This is a genomic window from Tepidimonas charontis (assembly GCF_007556685.1).
Classification (GTDB): domain Bacteria; phylum Pseudomonadota; class Gammaproteobacteria; order Burkholderiales; family Burkholderiaceae_C; genus Tepidimonas; species Tepidimonas charontis.
Map to the genome: position 1 here is coordinate 1 of NZ_VJON01000015.1, position 20,334 is coordinate 20,334.

Below are 20,334 nucleotides of genomic sequence, written 5' to 3' on the forward strand. Positions count from 1 at the left end.
CAAGCGGAAGAAGTCCTCGGTGGCGGGGCAGGCAAACATCGAAAAACTCCCAGAAAACGGCGCATCAGACCATCAAATCTGGGGGAAATTGTACTCGCAAACAGACAATAACACAAGAAAAATCATGATGTTATGAATATTTCAGGGGCGACGAAATAACGTGTTCGTCGACCGACTGCCGCGTTCGTGTATATTGGGACGACAGTCGCGGAACCGATGGCACTTCAAATACGATGGTCGAGTTGCGGTCACCCCTATGAGCCACTTCAACTCCGGGTCACGTATCACTTCCTCCTGGCGCAATACCAGGAAGTGCGATACTGGGTTTTCGCTGATAGAGCTCATGGTCGCGCTGACCATCGGGCTGGTCGTTTCGGGCGCGGTGTTCAGTCTATTCATCGCCAACAAGGAAACTTACCGTATAACGGAAAATCTAGCGCGCATGCAAGACGACGCCCGTGTGGCTTTTGAATTGCTGGGTCGTAGCGTACGGGCAACGGAGGGCATTGTGTGTGGTCGCGTGCCGGTATATAACGTACTCAATAATTCAACCACGCAATGGTGGAGCAATTGGGCTGGTAGCCGCATACGCGGCTACAGCGGTAGCGACGCCGCACCGCGCGCCTTTGGAACCAACCCGACCGATCGCGTCAACGGCACAGACGCCCTGTACGTACTCGGCGCTGCACAACAGGAACCCGCAATCGTCATCGGCCACAATCCATCCGGCTCTCCACCAATTCTGACGACTAATAGTTCACATAGACTGCAAGTAGGCGACGTCGTGGCGATTTGCGATGGCATGCAGGCGACACTTTTTCAAATCAACGGCGTGCCCACCGCAACGACCATTACCCACGCGGCCGGCGGCGGGCCGCCAGGCAATTGTACCGATCGGCTAAACGAGTCTTGCGGTGGCACCAGCGGTGGCCCACCAAAACAATTTCCTGCTGGCGCCCAAATCACCCGCCTCGATGCCGAATTATGGTATATCGGACACAACAACCGAAACGGTCGATCCCTATACCGGCTACGTATGAACCAGGGCAATGTCATAGCAGAAGAAATGTTACCTGGAATTCATAACATGCAATTGAGCTATCTGACGTCCGACGGCGCGAATCCTCCGAATCTCGACAACCAGTTTCGCCCGGCAGCGGCCATAACCGATTGGAACCGCGTTGTCGGCGTACGCGTAGCGCTGACCCTGCAGAGCGCCGAAAGGGTTGACGCCAGTGGCAACGCGATACAGCGCCAATCGTTTGCCTTGTTCAGTATCCGTGCACGCGAGTATTTGCCATGATACCCAATGACCAGGTCAAACGCAGCACTCGGCACTCCCGGCAATGTTCGCATACCGCTTCCGAGCGTGGAATGGCGCTGATCGTCGCACTCGTCATGCTCGCTGCGATGACCATCGTCGGCGCCGCCACCTTGCGTACCGCCACCATCGAGCAAAAAGCCGCCAACGCCACACAAGATCGCAGTTTGGCGTTTGCAGCCGCGGAAACAGCCCTGCGCTTCGGTGAGACGGTGGCTTCTGCACAGGCCATGGCCAGCCCCGTCAATATTGGCTTTCCAGCACAAGGACTGTCTACAGTCACCGGTGGCAACGGTTGCACACCGACTCCGTGTGCAGCCGGCTTGTGCGAACCTCCCGATCCCGATTGCCCACCGCGCTGGCTGGACTCTGCCTTCACCGGCTGGGTCAACGCAACGCCGCTTGGGGGCGTCATCGGTACGCCGCAGTACTTTGTCGAATTTATCGGACTCAATTTCCCGTGCAGTGACGGCGGCCCGTCCGATCCGAGAAATTGCAAGCGCTATCGGATAACCGCGCGCAGCATCCCGAGTGCCGATCGCAGTGTCGTCATCTTACAATCCGTCTACGCCAGTGAGTGAGGATCTTCATCATGAAGCCGTTCATCGTCGCGTTGATGAGCGTCTGCGCCGCATCCTTCTGCCATGGCGCTGTCATTCCAAATGTCCCACCAATTGCCGCCGCAACTGCGGTCAAACCGCTGACGCTGCTCGTCGCCGGCCGAGATCACCGTTTATTTTATGAAGCTTACAATGACGCCGGTGACATCGACGGCGATGGTGTAATTGATACCCGTTTCAAGCCCACCATCGAATACGTGGGTTTATTCGATTCCAACGTCTGCTATGTGTATAGGCCTGCCGCCCAAAGATTCGAACCTGCAAGTGCTGCGAGCGGTCCTCTGCGCAAGTGTAGCGGGCAATGGTCAGGCAACTGGTTAAATTACATCACGACGTCCCGCATCGACGCACTCCGCAAAATTCTCTACGGCGGCATGCGTGAAGTCGATAGCCCAACCGAAACCGTCTTACGGCGCGCGTATATACCGCAAGACGCCCACTCTTGGGCTAAAGAATACACATCTCCAGCTATTGACGGGTACAATATCGCCGAATATACTCCGCTTGCTTCTCCAAGCGCGGGACGCCGCCACTTTTTTGGCAACCTAACGCGCAATGCGAGTACTAACTGCGCATCCTTGAATTCTTGCAGCGATGCATTACCCCCGATCTTAGCGGTGGTCCAAAATTCGACCAAGCGCGTTTGGGAGTGGGCATCGAAAGAGAGACCGGTGCTTGACAACACCCATGGTGGCACACTCACCGACTATGTCGTGCGGGTTCAGGTGTGCACCGCGACATTCAACAACGGTTGTAAGCGCTACCCCAATGGTACCTATAAGCCGACCGGCCTGCTGCACGAGTACGGAGAGTCCGAGTCCATGTTGTTCGGCCTGCTGACCGGTAGCTATGATCAAAGCGTCGCAGGCGGGCGCTTACGCAAGGTCATTTCGTCTTTTACCAACGAAGTCAATCCGACGACCGGACAGTTTACCGCTGCAGCCGCAATCGTTCGGACATTCAACAACCTGCGTATCCGCGACTTCAACAACGGGGTGACAGCCAGCTATTACCGCAGCGGTTGGATAACCACCCGCCCGCCGCTGCCGGGTGAATTTCCCGACTGGGGCAACCCGATCGGTGAAGCCATGTACGAGGCAGTACGCTACCTGGCTGGCAAGGGTACACCGACTTTGGCATTCATGGGAAGTACCGCAATCGATACAGAGGTCGGACTGGGCACGGTCGCATGGGACGATCCGTATAGCGGGCGACCGTATTGCTCGCGCGCCAATCTGATGGTTTTTTCCGACGTCAACATCTCCTACGACTCCGATCAATTGCCCGGCGTCGATAGCAATTTTGGCCCTGGGATCCCGGGCGATTTACCCGGCTTCAACGCAGCCGCCGAAACCAATGCGATCGGTGCTGCCGAGGGCGTAGTCGGACGGCGCTTCATCGGCCAGGCAGGCGCCTTGTATGACTCGGCGCCCACGCCCAAAGAAGTCGTGCCCGGTCTGGGCAATATTCGCGGGCTCGCGCCGGAAGAGCCGACCAAGCAAGGTAGCTATTACGCCGCCGGCGTCGCGCGCTACGCGCATCGCACCGACCTGCGGCCGTCTCTGCCTGGTAAACAAAGCGCAATGACTTTCTCGGTTGCCCTGGCGTCTCCGCTGCCGCGTATCGAAGTCCCGATACCCGGTGGCCGCAAGATCACGTTGGTTCCATTTGCCAAATCCGTAGGCGGTGGTGGGATCAACCCTGCCAAAGGCCAATATCAGCCGACCAACCAGATCGTCGATTTCTACGTCAACCGTATTGCGAATTCTGGCCCGGCGGACGCCGACCCGAGTGTCAACGGAGGTCGTTATTACGCAGAGTTCGTCATCAACTTCGAGGATGTCGAGCAAGGCGCTGACCACGATATGGATGCCATTGCCATCTACGCCGTTCACTTGAATTCTGATAACACGGTAACGGTGAAGGTCACCCCCGTATATCAAGCCGGCGGAATACAGCACCGCATTGGCTACGTCATCACCGGTACGACGGCCGACGGTATCTACCTTGAAGTACAAGACGAGGCCGATACGGTGCCCTACTTTTTAAACACGCCTCCCGGGAAACTCCCCGGTCATTGCGATCCCTCATCGGGCAAGCCCGAATGCGATCTTCTTCCCTATCTGGGCGGCTCACCAAGCTTCGCGACGGCGACGCGAACATTCACCGCGAACACCTCGACGCCGGCAGCCACACTGTTGCCTGATCCGCTGTGGTACGCGGCGAAGTGGGGCGGCTTCGAGGATCGAAACGGAAACGGTATTCCCGATCTCAGCGTCGAGTGGGATGAGAACGGTGACGGCGTGCCCGACACCTACTTTCTCGTGCAGAACCCCGCCAAGTTGCGCGATCAGCTTCGGCGGACGCTCGAGAGCATTGTCGCGCGAACCGCGAGCCTGACGCGGGTTACTGCCAACTCGACTTCGATCACGGCCGGCACTCGCATCTATACCGCGCAGTTCGAGTCCCAATACTGGAGCGGGGACGTGCGCGCCTATCCCATGACGCCATCTGGGCCGGGCACTACCCCTGCGTGGAGTGCTGCTTCCGCCATGCCGGCGCCCGCAGCGCGGAAAATCTACACCCGCAACTCTGCCGGCACGCCAGTCGAACTGCTATGGGGCAATCTAACGCCTGCGGATCGAAGCCACTTCGGCTCACCACAGATCATCGATTATCTGCGCGGCGTGCGCGCTCAGGAGATACAGAACGGCGGTATCTACCGGAACCGCCCGATCGCCAACGTTATCGGCGACATCGTTCACTCATCTCCGGTTTATGTCGGTGATACGCAAACGGTCTATGTCGGCAGTAATGACGGAATGCTGCACGCATTCAACGCAAATACAGGGGTCGAGATATTTGCGTACATTCCCAGCACGCTGTTGCACAGACTTCGAAATCTCGCGTCACCGACTTATACGCACGAGTATTTCGTCGATGGCGAGATCGTCGTAACCAATCATACCTTGACGCCCGGTTCGAATATATTGGTCGCCACATTGGGACGCGGTGGCAAAGGGCTGTTTGCCCTCAACGTCACCAATCCGAACGCGTTCAATCCATACCATACCTGGGAGCGACTCGACGGATCTGACCCGGATCTTGGTTATATGCTTGGCAAACCCGTATTGACCAAACTCAATAACGGCGAGGTCGCTGTCATCGTCGGTAACGGATATAATTCGACATCGGGCAAGGCGGTTTTGTATGTGATTCGCGTCAGTGACGGCGCAATATTGAGGAAATTCGACACATTGGTTGGCGGTGACAACGGTATGGGCAGCCCCAGCGCCGTCGACACCGATGGCGATGGTGATGCCGATCTTCTTTACGTCGGCGATCTCAAAGGAAATGTCTGGAAGATCGATATCGGCTCAAGTAACCCTTCTTCGTGGGATTTCGCATTCAAGTTAGGGACTACGCCACAGCCTTTTTTTGTCGCAAAGGATAGCGGCGGTAACACCCAGCCGATCACTGCGCCCATCGTATCCGTTATCAATAATGTATACGGTGATCCCAATTACGGCAAGCGGTTCGTCTTTTTCGGTACCGGCAGCTATTTTCGGTCAACCGATCCTGCCGACCCACAAACTCAAACGTTATATGGACTCATCGACAACGGCGTTCCGATTCTTAATCGAACGGTTCTGGTGAGTCGAACAATCGTTAGTGAGACCACATTTGGCGGCACAGACGTTCGGATTTTTAGCGGAGTGACGCCATTGGATATGGTCGGTAAAAGCGGCTGGTTCTTGGATTTTACGACCCGTCCACGGGAGCGATTCATTTACGGCGCCATGGTGCTACCTCTCATCCGTCCCACGCTGGTCGCAACGTCGATCATTCCGTCGACGGATGTTTGCCTACCCGGTGGAACTGGCTTCATCAATGCCATCGATCCATTCACAGGCGGGCGTATTGGTTTTGGAATTTTCGATGCTAATGATAACGACAATTTCGCCGATGACAAAGTTGGCAGTCATTACATCGGTGCGATTGGTACCGCCAGCATGCCCACAGACCCCGTCCTTCTTGGCAATCGGATCCTTAGTGGTGGCAGCGACGCCGACACCACAAATATCAGGGTTAATTTCGGTCAGCGTAGCACGGGACGCATTTCATGGCGAGAAATCGTGAGGGAATGAGACGATGAACACACGCGGTTTCACATTGATCGAGGTGATGATCGTAGTCGCGATCGTCGGTATATTGACTGCAATTGCTTATCCTAGCTATCAACGATACGTGCTCAAAAGTCACCGCACAGCGGCACAGTCCTGCCTGACGGAGTTGTCTACATGGATGGAGCGGTACTATGGTGCGAATATGACCTATAGCGGTGCTGCGTTGCCAGCATTGGCCTGTCGCAACGATTTGTCGAGTCGCTATACATTTTCTTTCGGTAGTGGCCCCACTGCGACGACGTACACGATTCAGGCGGTGCCGATTGGGTCGCAAGTGCCCGACGGCTGTGGCACGTTGGCGATCAATCAAGCCGGCGTACGTACCGCCGCGGCATCGGGGTGCTGGTGATGCACCTCGCCACTTGGAACGTCAATTCGCTGTCCGTGCGGCTGCCGCAGGTGCTCGATTGGCTGGCCGCGCACCCGGTGGACGTGTTGGCGCTGCAGGAGCTCAAGCTCACGGACGACAAGTTTCCGGCCGACGCGTTGGCGCGGGCCGGCTATACCGCCGCCTGGTTTGGCCAGAAGACGTATAACGGCGTGGCCCTGCTGGTGCGCTTACCCGGCGCGATCGCTCAAGTCCAGCGCAATATCCCGGGCTTCGACGATGGGCAGGCGCGCGTGATCGCAGCCACCGTGCTACCGGCGACGGGCGCCGAGCCGCTGCGCGTGATCAGCGCCTATTTTCCCAATGGACAGGCGCCGGGTAGCGACAAATTTGCCTATAAGCTGCGCTGGCTGCAGGCCTTGCGCGACTGGCTGGCGCTGGAGCTGGCCCGCCACCCGCGCTTGGTGCTGATGGGCGACTTCAACATCACCGTGGACGACGCGGACGTCTGGGATCCGGAGGGGCTGCGGGAAACGATTCACTGCACCGGCGCCGAGCGTGCGGCGCTGCAGGCGCTGGCCGAGCTGGGGCTGCACGATGCATTTCGCCTGTTTCCCCAGCCGCCACGCAGCTTTACGTGGTGGGACTATCGCCAGTTGGCGTTTCCCAAAAACCAAGGTCTGCGCATCGACCATATCTGGATCAGCGACGCTTTGAAGCCGCTGGCGCGGGCCTGTCACATCGACCGTGCCCCCCGTAAATGGAAGCAACCCAGTGACCATGCGCCGGTGGTCTTGACGCTGGATGACCACGCCGCGCCCGATGCCGCGGCCAAGCGCGATCACGGGGCGGCCGACCCGGCGCTGGCGTGAAGACTTGGCGCGCGCTCAACGCTCGGGCGTCAACCGTGGCGGGCATCGGTGCCCGCGCGGAGGCCCAGTCCGGATGGCGCGAACCTGGTGGCGCCATTCGCACTTCTGAAACCCGTCACGGATCGGGCGCGTCCATGCCCAGCTCCTGCATCTTGCGTGTGATGGTGTTGCGGCCGATGCCCAGACGTTGCGCGGCTTCGACACGGCGCCCGCGGGTGACGTGCAATGCCGCCTCGATGAGCCGTGTCTCGACACGCCGCACAACGGTATCCCAGACGTCGTCACGCCCGGCCATCAGCAAGCGCGTTGCTTCGGCCTGCAGGGCGGCTTCCCAGTCGCCGGCGGCAGTCACCCCGGTTTCTGCGACAGCCGGTACGGGGCTACCGCCCGCGACGTCCCGGCCGGTGGGGCGCTGCGTGTCCCGAGGCATAGTCGCTGCAGCATAACCGCTCAGCATGGCCTGTGCGCGCTCCAGGGGACCGGCGGCTGCCGCCGCGGGCGACGGGGCTTCAGACCATTCGCCCCCGGCTGCCGTGGATACGGCGACTGAACCAGCCTCGGCGTTTGCTGTGGTGGAGATGCTCGCCAGCACTTCTGGCGGCAGATCTTTCACCTGCACGACCTGCGCGGGCGCCATCACCGTCAACCAGTGACACAGGTTTTCCAGCTGTCGGACATTGCCGGGGAAGTCGTAGGCCATCAACGCCGCCAGCGCGTCATCCGACAAGCGCTTGGGCTCGACTTCGAGCTGGCGCGCACTTTGCTGCAAAAAGAAGCGCGCCAGCAGGGGGATGTCCTCGCGCCGCTGGCGCAGCGCAGGCAGGCGCAGGCGAATGACGTTGAGGCGGTGATAGAGGTCTTCGCGAAAGGCGCCTTCCTTGACGCGCCGCTCCAGATCTTGGTGGGTGGCAGCGATGACGCGGACGTTCGCTTTGAGCGGTGTATGCCCGCCCACGCGGTAGTAGTGGCCGTCCGAGAGCACGCGCAGCAGCCGCGTTTGCAGCTCCAGCGGCATGTCGCCGATTTCGTCCAGAAACAGCGTGCCGCCTTCGGCTTGCTCAAAACGGCCGCGACGCAGGGTCTGTGCTCCCGTGAAGGCCCCGCGCTCGTGCCCAAACAGCTCGGACTCCAGCAGGTCTTTCGGTATGGCGGCGGTGTTGATGGCGATGAATGGCCCTTTGGCACGGGGGGAGTGTTTGTGCAGCGCGCGCGCCACCAACTCTTTGCCGGCGCCAGACTCGCCCGTGATCAGCACCGTGACGTGACTGTGGCTGAGCCGCCCGATGGCACGAAAGACGTCTTGCATCGCCGGGGCCTGCCCGAGCATCTCGGGGGCACTGCCCAACACGTCCTCGGCAGCGGCTTCCTCGCGCAGGCTTTCCTGCGCCGCACGGCGAATGAGCTCGACGGCTTTGGGCAAGTCGAACGGCTTGGGCAGATATTCGAACGCCCCACCTTGAAAAGCGGCCACCGCGCTGTCCAGGTCGGAGTATGCCGTCATGATGATGACCGGCAGGGCAGGATACTGACGCTTGACCCTCTCGAGCAGCTCCAACCCCGATCCACCCGGCATGCGGATATCGCTGACGAGCACCTGCGGGCCTTCGTCTGCGCCGTCGGCCAGAGCGTCCAGCACGGCCTTGGGGCTGTCGAAACTGCGCGTCGGCAGCGCCTCCCGCGCCAGCGCCTTCTCCAGCACGAAACGGATGGAGGGGTCGTCATCGGCAATCCAGATCGGTTTCATGCGCGGCACTCGCTTGCGGTCTGCCCCCGCGGCCGATGCTACGGCAGCGGTATGAGGATCTTGAAATCGGTGTGGCCCGGTCGGCTGTCGCACTCGATCAGACCGTTGTGCTGCTGGATGAAGGTCTGCGCCAAGGTCAGCCCCAGCCCAGAGCCACCATCGCGCCCCGACACCAGCGGGTAGAAGATGCGGTCTTTGATCTCGTCCGGCACGCCCGGCCCGTTATCGATGACATGCAATTCCAATGCCAGCCGAAAACGCTGCTTGCCAAAGGTCACTTGCCGCTGCACGCGCGTGCGCAGGGTGATGCGGGCGTCCCCTGCCGCGATACGGTCTTTGAGCGCATGCGCGGCGTTGTGCACCAGGTTGAGCAGCGCCTGGATGAGCAGCTCGCGGTCGCCGCGCAACTCGGGAATCGAGGTGTCGTAGTCACGCACGACGCTGAGGCCACGCGGGAACTCGGCCAGGATGATGGCGCGCACGCGCTCGCACACCTCGTGGATGTTGACGTCGGCCATGACCGGGGCACGCCGATGGGGCGCCAGCAGCCGGTCCACCAGCGACTGCAGCCGGTCGGCCTCGTGCACGATGACCGCCGTGTATTCGACCAGATCGTCTCGCCCGGCCAGCTCCATTTGCAGCAGCTGCGCAGCACCCCGTATGCCGCCCAGCGGGTTTTTGATCTCGTGCGCCAGATTGCGAATCAGCTCTTTGTTCGCCCGAGCCTGTTCGAGCAAGCGCTGCTCGCGCTCCTGGCGCGTTTGCTGCTCCAGCGGCAGCATCTCGACGATGCGCTGCTGCGGTGACTCGGTGGCCGCCAGCACCAGATGCACGGGCAGAGGCTCGCGCAACAGGCGTTTGAGGTGGGTGTCGTAGCGGATGACGGCATACTCGTGGCCGCGCATGCCTTGCAGTGCATTTTGCAACAACGCGGGTTGTGTCAGCCAGTCGGTCAGCGCCACGCCGCGCAAATTGCGGCGCGACAGGCCCACTGCATCTTCCAGCGCGTGGTTGGCATAGCGTATGACGCCGTGCGGGTCCACCACTGCCACCAGCGTCGCCAACAGATCGAGCGCCGCCAGCAACGCGTCGTCAGTCGGCGGCCCGTCGGCGGCCAGCGTGCGGCGGTCAGCGCCCATCGGCGCCACCCAGTCGTCCCATCTCGCGGCGGATGGCGGCCACATCGGCCTCGGCCCGCTCGACCCGGGCGCGCAGCTCCTGCACGCGCGCTTGGTAGGCCGCGGTGTCGGCGTTTTCGGTAGCCAGCGGCGGTGGTCGGCCGTCGGCGTAGTCGGCGCGCGCGCGCTGCAGCCGCTCCTCGGCACGGCGTAATTCCTGCTCCAGGATGCGGCGCGCTTCGGCATCACGCTGGCGCTGCTGCTCTGGCTCGACACGCTCGCTGGGTGCCCGCGCGCCGCTGGCAACCGCGCGCGCAGGCACGGGCGCGTTGGCTGGCTTGTCGCCACTTTGGCCACCGCCGGGACGCGTACCCTCGACGATGGTCACGTTCCCCCCCTGGACCTCGCGGCAGCCTCGCGCGGCAGGGTTGGGTCCGGGTTGGTTGGTGTACTCGTTACCACAGCGCCAGATGGCACCACCCTGTGCCGCGGCGGCTGGGGCAAGGGTCAGGCACAACACACCAAGCAGGCTGGTGGTAAACCAGCCCCACATGCCCCCTGTCCCCCGTCTGTGCTGCGCGTCGATTCGGTCGTGCGACACCATGCCAATCCTGCCTTGATGCAACGCGTAGAGTATCCGGCAAAACGGACCGGAACGCCGAAAGCGCTACCGCGACGGCGCCGCACGCCCGCGCTCGGCAGGACAACGAAGCCCTGCGCGCCGTAAACCAAAGACGAAAAGGGCGGCACGAGGCCGCCCTGGTGTGAGACGGGTGCCTGCCGAGTCCCGGCGGCTTGCCCGCGTCACAGGCTGAAGTACATGTCGTACTCGGTCGGCGTGACTTCGACGCGAGCGCGCGTGACTTCTTGCATCTTCAGCTCGATGTAGGCGTCGAGCATGGAATCGGTAAACACGCCGCCCTTGGTCAGGAAGGCACGGTCCTTGTCCAGGTACTCCAGCGCCTGATCCAGGCTGTGGCAGACGGTAGGCACCAGCTTGTCTTCCTCCGGCGGCAGGTGGTACAGGTCCTTGGTCGCCGCTTCGCCCGGGTGGATTTTGTTCTCGACGCCGTCCAGGCCCGCCATCAGCAGCGCAGCAAAGCACAGGTAGGGGTTGGCCATCGGATCGGGAAAGCGCGCCTCGACCCGACGCGCCTTCGGGTTGGCCACGTAGGGGATGCGGATGGAGGCAGAGCGGTTTTTCGCCGAGTAGGCCAGCTTCACCGGCGCTTCGAAGTGCGGCACCAGGCGCTTGTAGCTGTTGGTGGTGGGGTTGGTGATGGCGTTGAGCGCACGGGCGTGCTTGATGATGCCGCCGATGTAGTACAGCGCGAAGTCGCTCAAGCCCGCGTAGCCGTCACCGGCGAACAGGTTTTTGCCGTCCTTCCACACCGACTGGTGCACGTGCATGCCGCTGCCGTTGTCGCCGTGGTAGGGCTTGGGCATGAAGGTGGCCGTCTTGCCGTAGCTGTTGGCCACGTTCCAGATCACGTATTTCAGCGTCTGCGTCCAGTCGGCACGCTCCACCAGGGTGCTGAACTTGGTGCCGATTTCGCACTGGCCGGCACCCGCCACTTCGTGGTGGAACACTTCCACCGGAATGCCCAGCGACTCCAGGATCAACACCATCTCGGCGCGCATGTCGTGTGTGCTGTCCACCGGCGGCACGGGGAAGTAGCCGCCCTTGGTGCGCGGACGGTGGCCGCGGTTGCCGTTTTCGAATTTGGTGCCGGTGTTCCAGGGCGCTTCGTATTCCTCGATTTCGTAGAAGCAGTTGCCCGGGTTGGTGCTCCAGCGCACGCCGTCGAACAGGAAGAACTCGGGCTCGGGGCCGAAGTAGGCGGTATCACCCAGGCCAGACGCCTTCAGGTAGGCCTCGGCGCGCTTGGCGATGGAGCGCGGGTCGCGGTCGTAGGCCTTGCCGTCGCTGGGCTCGATGACGTCGCATTGCAAAAACAGCGTGGTCTCTTCGAAGAACGGGTCGAGGTTGGCGGTGTTGGGGTCGGGCATGAGCAGCATGTCCGACGCCTCGATCCCCTTCCAACCCGCAATGGACGAACCGTCGAACGCATGACCCGACGTGAACTTGTCCTCGCTGAAGGCGGAAACGGGCACGGTCACGTGTTGTTCTTTGCCACGGGTGTCGGTGAAGCGGAAATCGACGAACTTGACGTCGTTTTCCTTGATCATGTTCATCACGTCGGCGACGGACTTGGCCATCGGTGTACTCCTGAGGGTTGGGTCGAACAATGCCTTGAGCAGCTTGCGAAGCGGCTCTTGTGAAGCAGAATCCGTGCCAGATACAACACGTTCGCTGGGGCGCCGCCCAGGGCTGCCCCGGCTGGCCGCAGCACCGATTATCCATCGGCACATGACATCGCGGCGACGCACTTTTTTTGTGCATTATGACCATTGTTGGTGCAAACATCTATTCGCGCACCAACTCGGGGCCCAGCGGCAGCCCCATGGCACGCAGACCCGCCAACAGCGCGTCATACGCCGGCGGCACGGCGGCAACCGGCCCCTTGACACCCAATTCGACGTGGCGGCCGTGTTCGGGATGATCGACACTGGGCAGGCTAAAGACGCGCACATCCGGATACTCGGCCTCGATGCGTTCCATCAAGGGCGTCAGCACCGCTTCGATGGCGCCGAAGACGATGACGGAGCGTTCGCTGTGGCGCCCCTGACCGAACAGGACACGGTAGTGGGTGTCCAACACCCACTCGATCATGGGCCAAGCCATGACCGGAAAGCCGGGTACGAAGTGAATCGTGCCGCCACCCGGGCCGTCGCAGCTAAAGCCAGGGATGCGGTTGTACGGATTGGGAATGAGGCGCGCGCCTTGCGGAAAAACGCCCATCTGCAGCCGTTGCCGGTTCTCCGGACGTTCGGGGTCGTAGGGTACACCCTGTTCGGCCGCGATTTCGCGCATGCGCTCCTCGATGAGGGCGCGCGCTTGCGGATGCAGCACCAAGGGCACGCCCAGCGCTGCGGCCGCGGCTTGGCGCGTGTGGTCGTCCGGCGTGGCGCCGATCCCGCCGGTGGAAAACACCACGTCGGCACTGGCGAACGCTTGGCGCAGCACGTCGATGAGGGCGGACCGATCGTCGCCGACGTAACGCGCCCAACTCAAGCGCAGCCCGCGCGCGCCGAGCAGCTCGATCACCCGCGCCAGGTGTTTGTCTTGCCGTTTACCGGACAGGATTTCGTCGCCGACAATGATGAGGCCAAAGCGCACCGCCATGGGAGCGTGCGCGGCGGAAGATGAGGCGAAATGGTTCATCAATCGAGGTGATCGTCACGAAAAAAAAAGCTGGCATCACACCACGGCGGCCGGGTTTGCTGCCCGCCTGCGTTTCGGCGGCAAGCGTGTCCAGCCCTGGCCAGCCGCGTCGCCTGCCGCCACACGTGCATGGCGCATCCCCATCATGGCGCCGCTGACCCGTTTGCCGGCGGCAACGCCGAGGGCGCAGCCGCTGCCGACGCCGGCGCGGCGGCTGGCCCTGGGCGCGCCTCGACATCCACGATGTCGCTGGCAGCGGGGCGCGCCAGCTTGCCCGCGACGTGGGCCACGCCGGTCGCCGCAGGCCCGGCTCCTGCGGCATCACCACCGGCCTCGCCCGCCCGCAAGTGCTGCAGTGCCGTGAGCAGATAGTGCGCAAACCACAGCGCGGCAAACGCAAAGATGAGAGCATAAATCCAGATGGCCAGCGGCACCAGCAGCGGCGCCAAGGCAATGAACATGGCTCCCGAGACCCACACCACACTGGGCGCGGCACCCAACAAGCCCACCAACACCCCCATGGCGAGTAGCGGCAGGCGGTGTTGCTGCAACAAGGCGCGCCGCTCGTCAGCCGAGGCATGCGACGCGAGCACGTCATAAGCGAACACGCGATAGGTCAGCCAGCCCCAGATCAGCGGCGGCAAGACCAGCGCCAACGGCGGAATGAGCCACAGCGGCACCGACAGCGCCAGCAGCAGCAGCGCCAGCAGGGCCGACCACAGCGACCACAGCACGCTGCCCAACACACCGCCGCCACGGCGACGCTCGAGGTCGGGGTAGCGGCGCAGTGCCACCAGCTCCACCAGTGCCGGCGTCATCGAGAACGCCACCAGCAACAAGGCCGACACGACGATCAGCGGCGTGGCCAGCGCCAGCACCAGCAGGGGCGCGACCACCACCCCCAACGCCCCCAGACCCACGCTGTCCAGCCAGCTCAGCGCGAACTCCACCGCCGCCCAACTCTGCAGCCACGCCAGCACCGCGTCCACCGCCCGGTCCCAGAAAAAATAGCCCAACGCAAAGGCGCCCGCCACCATCAGCAACAGCGGTAGCAGCGACAGGCCAATGACGCGCGGGTGCACGCAGTAGGCGACGGCACGCCAAAAAGAACCCAGGAGCAGACGCATGGCGCCTAGCATACCGCGGCTGACGCGTCGTGGCGCCCGGCCGCTGCCCACAGCCGCGCGACTTCATCGGGGTACAACCAGCGCCATTGCCCAGGCGGCAAGTCATCCGGCAGCCGCACGGGCCCGAAGGCGCTGCGATGCAGCTGCCGCACCCGGTTACCCGCGGCGGCCACCATGCGCTTGACCTGGTGGTAACGGCCTTCGGTCAACGTCAAGCACAAACGGTGCGCATCGAGGGGCTGCACGGCAGCCGGCCGCACGGCCTGCGGATCGTCGCGCAGCACCACCCCGGCGCGCAAACGCGCACACAGGGCTTCATCGACCGGGTGTACACAGGTCACCTCGTAGACTTTGGGCACATGATGGCGCGGCGAGGCCAGGCGGTGAATCAAAGCCCCGTCGTCGGTGAGCAACAGCAATCCGGTGGTGTCCTGATCCAGCCGCCCCACCGCCTGTACACCCGGCGTACCACCCGTGGGGCGCAGGCGCAGCGGCGCCGGCAGCAGCGTATATACGCTGGGCCAGGCCGAGGGACGCTGCGAGCATTCGGTGCCAGCCGGCTTGTGCAGCATCAGATAGGCTTTGGGTTGATAGGGCCAGCCCTGCCCGTGCACCCAGAACACGTCCCCCGGCGCCAGCGCAACGGGAGCCGCTGGATCGGTGACGGCCTGGGGCGGATCGCCCGCTGCCACGGCGCCGGCCAGCACCAGGGCGCGGCACTGGCGCCGACTGCCAAACCCCTGGGTGTAGAGTACATCTTCCCATCGCATGGTGAACAAGCATAGCCGGCTCGGACATGCCGCTTGAGCGACAATCGAGGCAAACGCAACGTACCCCGACGATGAAAGCACGCGTGCAGTCCCTGTTGCCCAGCCGTGAGCGCCTGTACCGCATGCGCTGGCTGCGCTGGCTCGCCCCCCATTTAAATCACCCACGCCTGTGGCATCTGAACCGCAAGGGCTTGGCGCTCGGGGTGGCGCTGGGCGTGTTTTTCGGCTTGCTGATTCCGGTGGCGCAAATTCCGCTGTCCGGTACGGCCGCGGTGCTGCTGCGCGCCCATCTGCCTGCCGCGGTGGCCAGTACCTTGGTCACCAATCCGGTCACCTTTGGGCCGGTTTACTACGGGGCGTACAAATTGGGTGCTTGGGTGATCAACGGTACCGACGACGAGGCCAGCACCCCCGAGGCCGTGATTCTGGCGGCCACCCAGGGGCCAGCCGTAACCGACGGTGCCGACGACCGTCCCTGGTGGGCGTGGTGGCGCGATCTGTGGACCTGGTTGGGCAGCGTCGGCAAGCCGCTGGTGGTGGGTCTGGCCATCGTGGCCACGGCAGGTGGCATTGCCGTCTATGTCGTGATCAATGCGGTGTGGATTGGGAAGGTGCGACTGGCGCGACGCCGGCGCCGCGCGCGTGGCCTGGATGGAAGCCGGCGCCCACCGGTGCCGCGCTGAAGCCACGCTGCGGCGGCTGAATCAGACACGGGCCGCTTCGCGCCAGGCAGCGCAGGCCGTCTTCTCGTCCCCCCGCTGCTCGGCCAATTCCGCCAGTGCACACCACGCACGTCGCCGCAAGACACGGTCGGGCAGCGCCCGCACCGCTTGTTGCAACAGACTCTGCGCTTTACCCCACAGGCCGTGCGCACGATAGGCCTGCGCCGCCAAATACTGCAAGGCGGCATCCGCTGGGTCGCGCTGCTGTGCCTCCTCCAGCCGCGACAGCCACGGGGCGTCGAGCCGCGACAACCAGGGCTCCACCGCTGCCACGGCACGGCAGCGCTGCATCGGTGACAGCGTCGCATAGCCCGCCCAGGCCACCCGAATGGCCTCATCCAGCACCTCGGGCAGCGGGCCGTCGGCGGGCAGAGCTCCGTCGTCGAGCAAGCGCTGGGCCTGTTCGAGCAACGCCAGCGCCCGCGCAGCGTCACGCCGCTGGACCCCCTGTAGGCTGCGCCAGACCGCGGCCAGCGCGGCCACATCACGCGCTTCGCGCAGGGCATCGAGCCAGATGCCACGCAGGACGGTATCCGCCGCGTCTTCGGAAAACGCGCGATGCTTGGCCAGCAGACGCGCCAGTTCGAGTGCCTCGCGGCGGTCGCGACGCAGCTGCGCCAGCCGCAGGCGCAGCCGCACCGCTTGGATGCGCCGCGCTGCCCCCTGCGGCAGCTCGCCCAACCAGCGCGCGGCCTGCTCGGCGTCGCCGGCTTGCAGCGCCCACTCGGCTGCCCGCAGCAGCGCGCCCTCACGGGCCTCGGGCGCGGTGTGCGCGCGCTTCGCATCGGTGGCAGCGGCGATCCAGGTGTCGCGCCAATCGCGTTGGCCCAACTGCTGGGCCGACTCGGCGGCGATCAAATGCGCCAGCACCCACAGCGTATCGGCATAGGGCAGATCGCCGGCGCCGTCGGCCTGCAGCCGCGCGATCGCCTCGCGAGCGGCGGTCTGTGCGCGCACGAAACGCCCACCCAACCCATACCCCCAAGCTTGCAGCACCAAGCCGACGGTGGCCCGCTCGTGCTGCCGTGCGCGCCAGCGACTGGCGCGCGCCGGCAAGGCACGCAAAGCGGCCACACCGCGCCAGGCCGCGTAACCCAGCACGAACAGCGCCACCACCGAGATCAACACCAGGTTGAAGGAGACATCGAGCCGCCAGGGTGGCCAAAACAGCGTGACGGTGGCCGGGTTGTCTCCCATCAGCAGCGCTGCCATCACCGCCAACGCCACCCAGAACAGCCAGCCGACGATGGCTTTCACGCTCACCCTCCCTGCCCGCCGACGGGTCGCCGCACCCCCGATGCCCTCATCTTCAGCGCCCCTCCGCCGCTGCAGCCAAGGCCGCCAAGGTTTCGTCGGGCCGTGGCAAGCCCTCGTGGCGCAGATCGCGCAACAGCTCCTCCAGCGTCTGCATGGTAACCTGCACGCGCGGCTGCTCGGTGTCGAAATAACGCTGCAGATGACGCTGTACCGCGCGCACGTCCGCACGCGCGCTGTCGAATTGGCGCGCCAGCACCCCTAAGCGCGCATTCAACAACAGCAGGCGAACGTGTTCGCGCAGAAAATACGTCTGCTCGGGCGCCAGCAGCACCGCCTCGGGCGAGTCGATGCGGCGCAGGCGAACCAAATCGCGCAGGCTGGCCTGGATACGCTCCCAACCCTGTTGTAACGCCAGCTCCGCCCAGTCGTGCACACGCTGCCACGGTGATCCGCTGGTCGCCTCGCTGGCCGGGCTGGAGGTGGGGGGCGCCGCACGGGCCGGGCGCAGCGCGTTCTTTTTGGGCTGTTCGGTCCGCGGCGGGGACGCATCGGCTTTCAAGGGCCATTCATCGACCTGCCGCGCCAGTTCGTCGAGCCGGCCAATCAAGGCCGGCACGTCCAGCACGGCCGCGGATTGTACACGCGCCAAATCGCGTGCGATGGCGCGCTGCACCGGATTGAGGCGGGGTTGCGCGGCGCGTTCGAGGCGCTGCTGAGCGGCCTGCAACGCGATGACCAGGGGCTGAACACTGCCGGTGAGCTGGCTTTGCTGAATGGCCAGTCGCAGCGTCGCCTCCAGCTCCTGCACCAACGCATCGTCGCGTGAACGCGACACGGCCAGCATCAGTTCCTCGAGCTGGCTGCGCTGCAGGACCACCTCGGACAGTTTCAGCTCGGCCACCCCCAGGCGTGCCTGCAGCTCACTGGCGCTGGCTTGCGCCTGCTCAGCCAGCGCGCGCGCAGCGGCGACGTCGGCCTGCCACTCGGCGCTGCGCCGCGCCAGCTCCTGCTGCGTCAACGACAAACGTTGCCACAGTAGGCCCACGCCAACGAGCGCGCTCAATGCCACCAGCACCGCGCTGGTTGCCCACCAACGCCCCGGCCCGCCACCGGCGCGGTGCGATGGCGAAGGAACGGGGCCGGGCGCTGGTTGTGGCGCAGGCAAAGAGGCTGAGTCATTCACAGCAACGATTCTAGAGCCTGCTGCACATCGGCCAAGGTGGGCCGGGTCTCGACGACGGTACCAAACCCAGCGGCGCGTGCGGCCTGTGCGATGCGCGCATGGGTGGCTAGCGCCCGCGCGCCCTGCCAGCACTCGGCAGGCAACAGGGCGCGCAGATGCGCCAGCGCCTCGCTGCTGCTGAACAGCCAAATGGAGCCATCGCGCGCCGCCTGCTGGGCGCGCGTGCGCTGCGCGGCCTGCCAGGGCGGCGCCACGCGCCGGTACACCACCAGGGTATGCACGTGCACACCTGCCTCTTGACAGCGCCGGGCCAGCCAGTCACGGCCGGTGCGGCCATCGGCCGACTGTCCACGCACCGCCAGCACCCGCATGCCCGAGCGCAGCCGGGGCGCCACCACCTCCCACAAAGCCTCGGAGTCCATCTGTGGTGCCTGCGGCGGCGGCGCGTCGATGTACGGCGCTGCCACCCCCCAGTCGCGCAGTGCATCAGCGGTGCCGGCCCCCGGCGCCCAGCAGCGGCAGCCGCTCGGCGCCGGTACACCGGCGGCGCGCACCACCTGCACCGCGGCCGGACTGGCAAACCACAGGGCGTCCCAGCCCGTGCCGTCGCCAATGACGGCGCGCCAGCGCGCGCCGTCGGCGATGGACTCGATGGCGATGAGTGGCAAAGCCAACACCGGCCAACCCGCGGCCTGCAGCTCGGTGATCCAGTTCTGGGCCTGCTCGGCAGGGCGCGTCACCACCACCGTGGGCCGAGCTGGCGAGGCGGCCGCAGCTGCCTTCATACGGTTGGTCGAGCCACGCGCGCTCCTTGCGCGATGAGCGCGTGCGCCGCTTGCTGACCCAGCCGCTCGGCTGCAACCAGATCGGCCACCATGCCTTCGACCTGGGCGTGCAGCAGCGCTGCCGACCCGTCGGCCTCGGCCCAGACGGCTTGCACGCGCATGCCCGCCGGCTGCCCGGCCTCACCGGGCGCGGGCCCGACCCAGGTGGCGTGCGCTGCCAGCGGCACGGTGCAGCTGCCGCCCAAGGCGCGCGAGACGGCGCGCTCGGCCGCCACCGCCGCCCAGGTAGCCCAGTGCGCCAGCGGCGCCAGCGCCAGGGCGACGTCGGTGCGTTCGGCCCGGATTTCGATGCCCAGTGCCCCCTGCCCAGCGGCAGGCAACATCTCGTGCGGTTCGAACACCCGCCGAATGCGCTCGCCCAACCCCAGCCGACGCAGCCCGGCAGCGGCCAACACGATGGCGTGAAACTGCCCTTCGTCGAGCTTGCGCAGCCGGGTATCGAGGTTGCCACGCAGTGGCTCGATGCGCACGTCGTCGCGCCCGAGACGATCCAGCCAGGCGCGCAGCTGCGCCATGCGGCGCAGGCTGGAGGTGCCCACCACCGCGCCCGTCGGCAACGCGGCCGGCTCGCCGGCCACGGCCGACACCCAGGCATCGCGCGGGTCTTCCCGCTCCAGCACACAGGCCAGTGCAAAGCCGGCGGGCAGCTCCATCGGCACGTCTTTGAGCGAGTGCACCGCCAAATCCGCGCGCCCCTGCTCCAGCGCCACCTCCAGCTCTTTGACGAACAGGCCCTTGCCACCGACCTGAGACAGCGCCCGATCGAGAATCTGATCGCCGCGCGTGGTCATGCCGAGTAGCTGCACCGGGTGGCCGCGCTGCTGCAGCCGTGCGCGCACGTGCTCAGCCTGCCACAAGGCCAGGCGGCTTTCGCGGGTGGCGATGATCAAGGGCAACGGGGCAGGGCGGGTGGCGGCTGGCTCGGCGCACGCACTGGATGCGGGGGCGGACATG

Annotated in this window: 17 protein-coding genes; 6 read left to right on the forward strand and 11 right to left on the reverse strand. The window is 64.4% G+C overall.

Annotated features, from left to right (window positions below):
- The first annotated feature begins 256 nt into the window (after positions 1-256).
- The 5 genes from Tchar_RS05985 to xth all read left to right on the forward strand — a co-directional run bounded on the left by Tchar_RS05985 (position 257) and on the right by xth (position 7,328).
- Positions 257-1,303 (forward strand): PilW family protein, encoded by a 1,047-nt coding sequence (locus Tchar_RS05985; protein ID WP_144328159.1) that lies wholly within the window; start codon positions 257-259, stop codon positions 1,301-1,303.
- A gap of 71 nt (positions 1,304-1,374) precedes the next feature.
- A complete protein-coding gene (locus tag Tchar_RS05990; protein ID WP_201739313.1) occupies positions 1,375-1,902 on the forward strand; it encodes a pilus assembly PilX family protein in 528 nt (175 codons plus the stop codon).
- Between the two features lie 11 nt (positions 1,903-1,913).
- Positions 1,914-6,089 (forward strand): pilus assembly protein, encoded by a 4,176-nt coding sequence (locus Tchar_RS05995; protein WP_144328161.1) that lies wholly within the window; start codon positions 1,914-1,916, stop codon positions 6,087-6,089.
- A gap of 4 nt (positions 6,090-6,093) precedes the next feature.
- A complete protein-coding gene (locus Tchar_RS06000) occupies positions 6,094-6,477 on the forward strand; it encodes a type IV pilin protein (protein WP_144328162.1) in 384 nt (127 codons plus the stop codon).
- Positions 6,477-7,328 (forward strand): exodeoxyribonuclease III, encoded by an 852-nt coding sequence (gene xth, locus Tchar_RS06005; protein ID WP_144328163.1) that lies wholly within the window; start codon positions 6,477-6,479, stop codon positions 7,326-7,328. Before Tchar_RS06000 ends, xth begins: the two co-directional genes overlap by 1 nt.
- Before the next feature lie 115 nt (positions 7,329-7,443).
- On the opposite strand, the gene ntrC is transcribed toward xth, so the two are convergent.
- From ntrC to Tchar_RS06040, 7 genes are all read right to left on the reverse strand, one after another.
- Entirely contained in the window at positions 7,444-9,072 is a 1,629-nt protein-coding gene (gene ntrC / locus Tchar_RS06010; protein WP_144328164.1) for a nitrogen regulation protein NR(I), read from the reverse strand.
- 38 nt (positions 9,073-9,110) lie between these two features.
- Positions 9,111-10,211: a nitrogen regulation protein NR(II) gene (gene glnL / locus Tchar_RS06015; protein ID WP_144328165.1), complete on the reverse strand. Its 1,101-nt coding sequence runs from the start codon at positions 10,209-10,211 to the stop codon at positions 9,111-9,113.
- A complete protein-coding gene (locus tag Tchar_RS06020) occupies positions 10,201-10,578 on the reverse strand; it encodes a hypothetical protein (protein WP_144328166.1) in 378 nt (125 codons plus the stop codon). The genes glnL and Tchar_RS06020 overlap by 11 nt, the downstream gene beginning before the upstream one ends.
- Positions 10,579-10,994: 416 nt before the next feature.
- Positions 10,995-12,410 carry a type I glutamate--ammonia ligase gene (gene glnA / locus Tchar_RS06025; RefSeq protein ID WP_144328167.1) on the reverse strand — a complete coding sequence of 472 codons (1,416 nt, stop codon included), beginning with the start codon at positions 12,408-12,410 and terminating at the stop codon, positions 10,995-10,997.
- Between the two features lie 208 nt (positions 12,411-12,618).
- Positions 12,619-13,437 carry a competence/damage-inducible protein A gene (locus tag Tchar_RS06030; RefSeq protein ID WP_144328200.1) on the reverse strand — a complete coding sequence of 273 codons (819 nt, stop codon included), beginning with the start codon at positions 13,435-13,437 and terminating at the stop codon, positions 12,619-12,621.
- A gap of 182 nt (positions 13,438-13,619) precedes the next feature.
- The gene (locus Tchar_RS06035) at positions 13,620-14,603 is read right to left on the reverse strand and encodes an EI24 domain-containing protein (RefSeq protein ID WP_144328168.1); all 984 of its coding nucleotides are present in this window, start codon (positions 14,601-14,603) and stop codon (positions 13,620-13,622) included.
- Between the two features lie 5 nt (positions 14,604-14,608).
- The gene (locus tag Tchar_RS06040) at positions 14,609-15,373 is read right to left on the reverse strand and encodes a 16S rRNA pseudouridine(516) synthase (RefSeq protein ID WP_144328169.1); all 765 of its coding nucleotides are present in this window, start codon (positions 15,371-15,373) and stop codon (positions 14,609-14,611) included.
- 71 nt (positions 15,374-15,444) lie between these two features.
- On the opposite strand from Tchar_RS06040, the gene Tchar_RS06045 reads away from it, so the two are divergent.
- Positions 15,445-16,056, forward strand: a complete 612-nt coding sequence (locus tag Tchar_RS06045; protein WP_144328170.1) for a DUF2062 domain-containing protein — start codon at positions 15,445-15,447, stop codon at positions 16,054-16,056.
- Positions 16,057-16,077: 21 nt separating this feature from the next.
- Here Tchar_RS06045 and Tchar_RS06050 read toward each other — a convergent pair whose 3' ends face one another.
- The 4 genes from Tchar_RS06050 to hemC all read right to left on the reverse strand — a co-directional run bounded on the left by Tchar_RS06050 (position 16,078) and on the right by hemC (position 20,333).
- Positions 16,078-17,352: a heme biosynthesis protein HemY gene (locus tag Tchar_RS06050; protein WP_144328171.1), complete on the reverse strand. Its 1,275-nt coding sequence runs from the start codon at positions 17,350-17,352 to the stop codon at positions 16,078-16,080.
- A gap of 52 nt (positions 17,353-17,404) precedes the next feature.
- On the reverse strand, positions 17,405-18,421 hold the full coding sequence (locus tag Tchar_RS06055) for a uroporphyrinogen-III C-methyltransferase (RefSeq protein ID WP_236640296.1): 1,017 nt from the start codon (positions 18,419-18,421) through the stop codon (positions 17,405-17,407).
- Positions 18,422-18,531: 110 nt separating this feature from the next.
- On the reverse strand, positions 18,532-19,320 hold the full coding sequence (locus Tchar_RS06060; protein ID WP_144328172.1) for a uroporphyrinogen-III synthase: 789 nt from the start codon (positions 19,318-19,320) through the stop codon (positions 18,532-18,534).
- Positions 19,317-20,333 (reverse strand): hydroxymethylbilane synthase, encoded by a 1,017-nt coding sequence (hemC, locus tag Tchar_RS06065; protein WP_144328173.1) that lies wholly within the window; start codon positions 20,331-20,333, stop codon positions 19,317-19,319. The genes Tchar_RS06060 and hemC overlap by 4 nt, the downstream gene beginning before the upstream one ends.
- Position 20,334 lies beyond the last annotated feature (1 nt).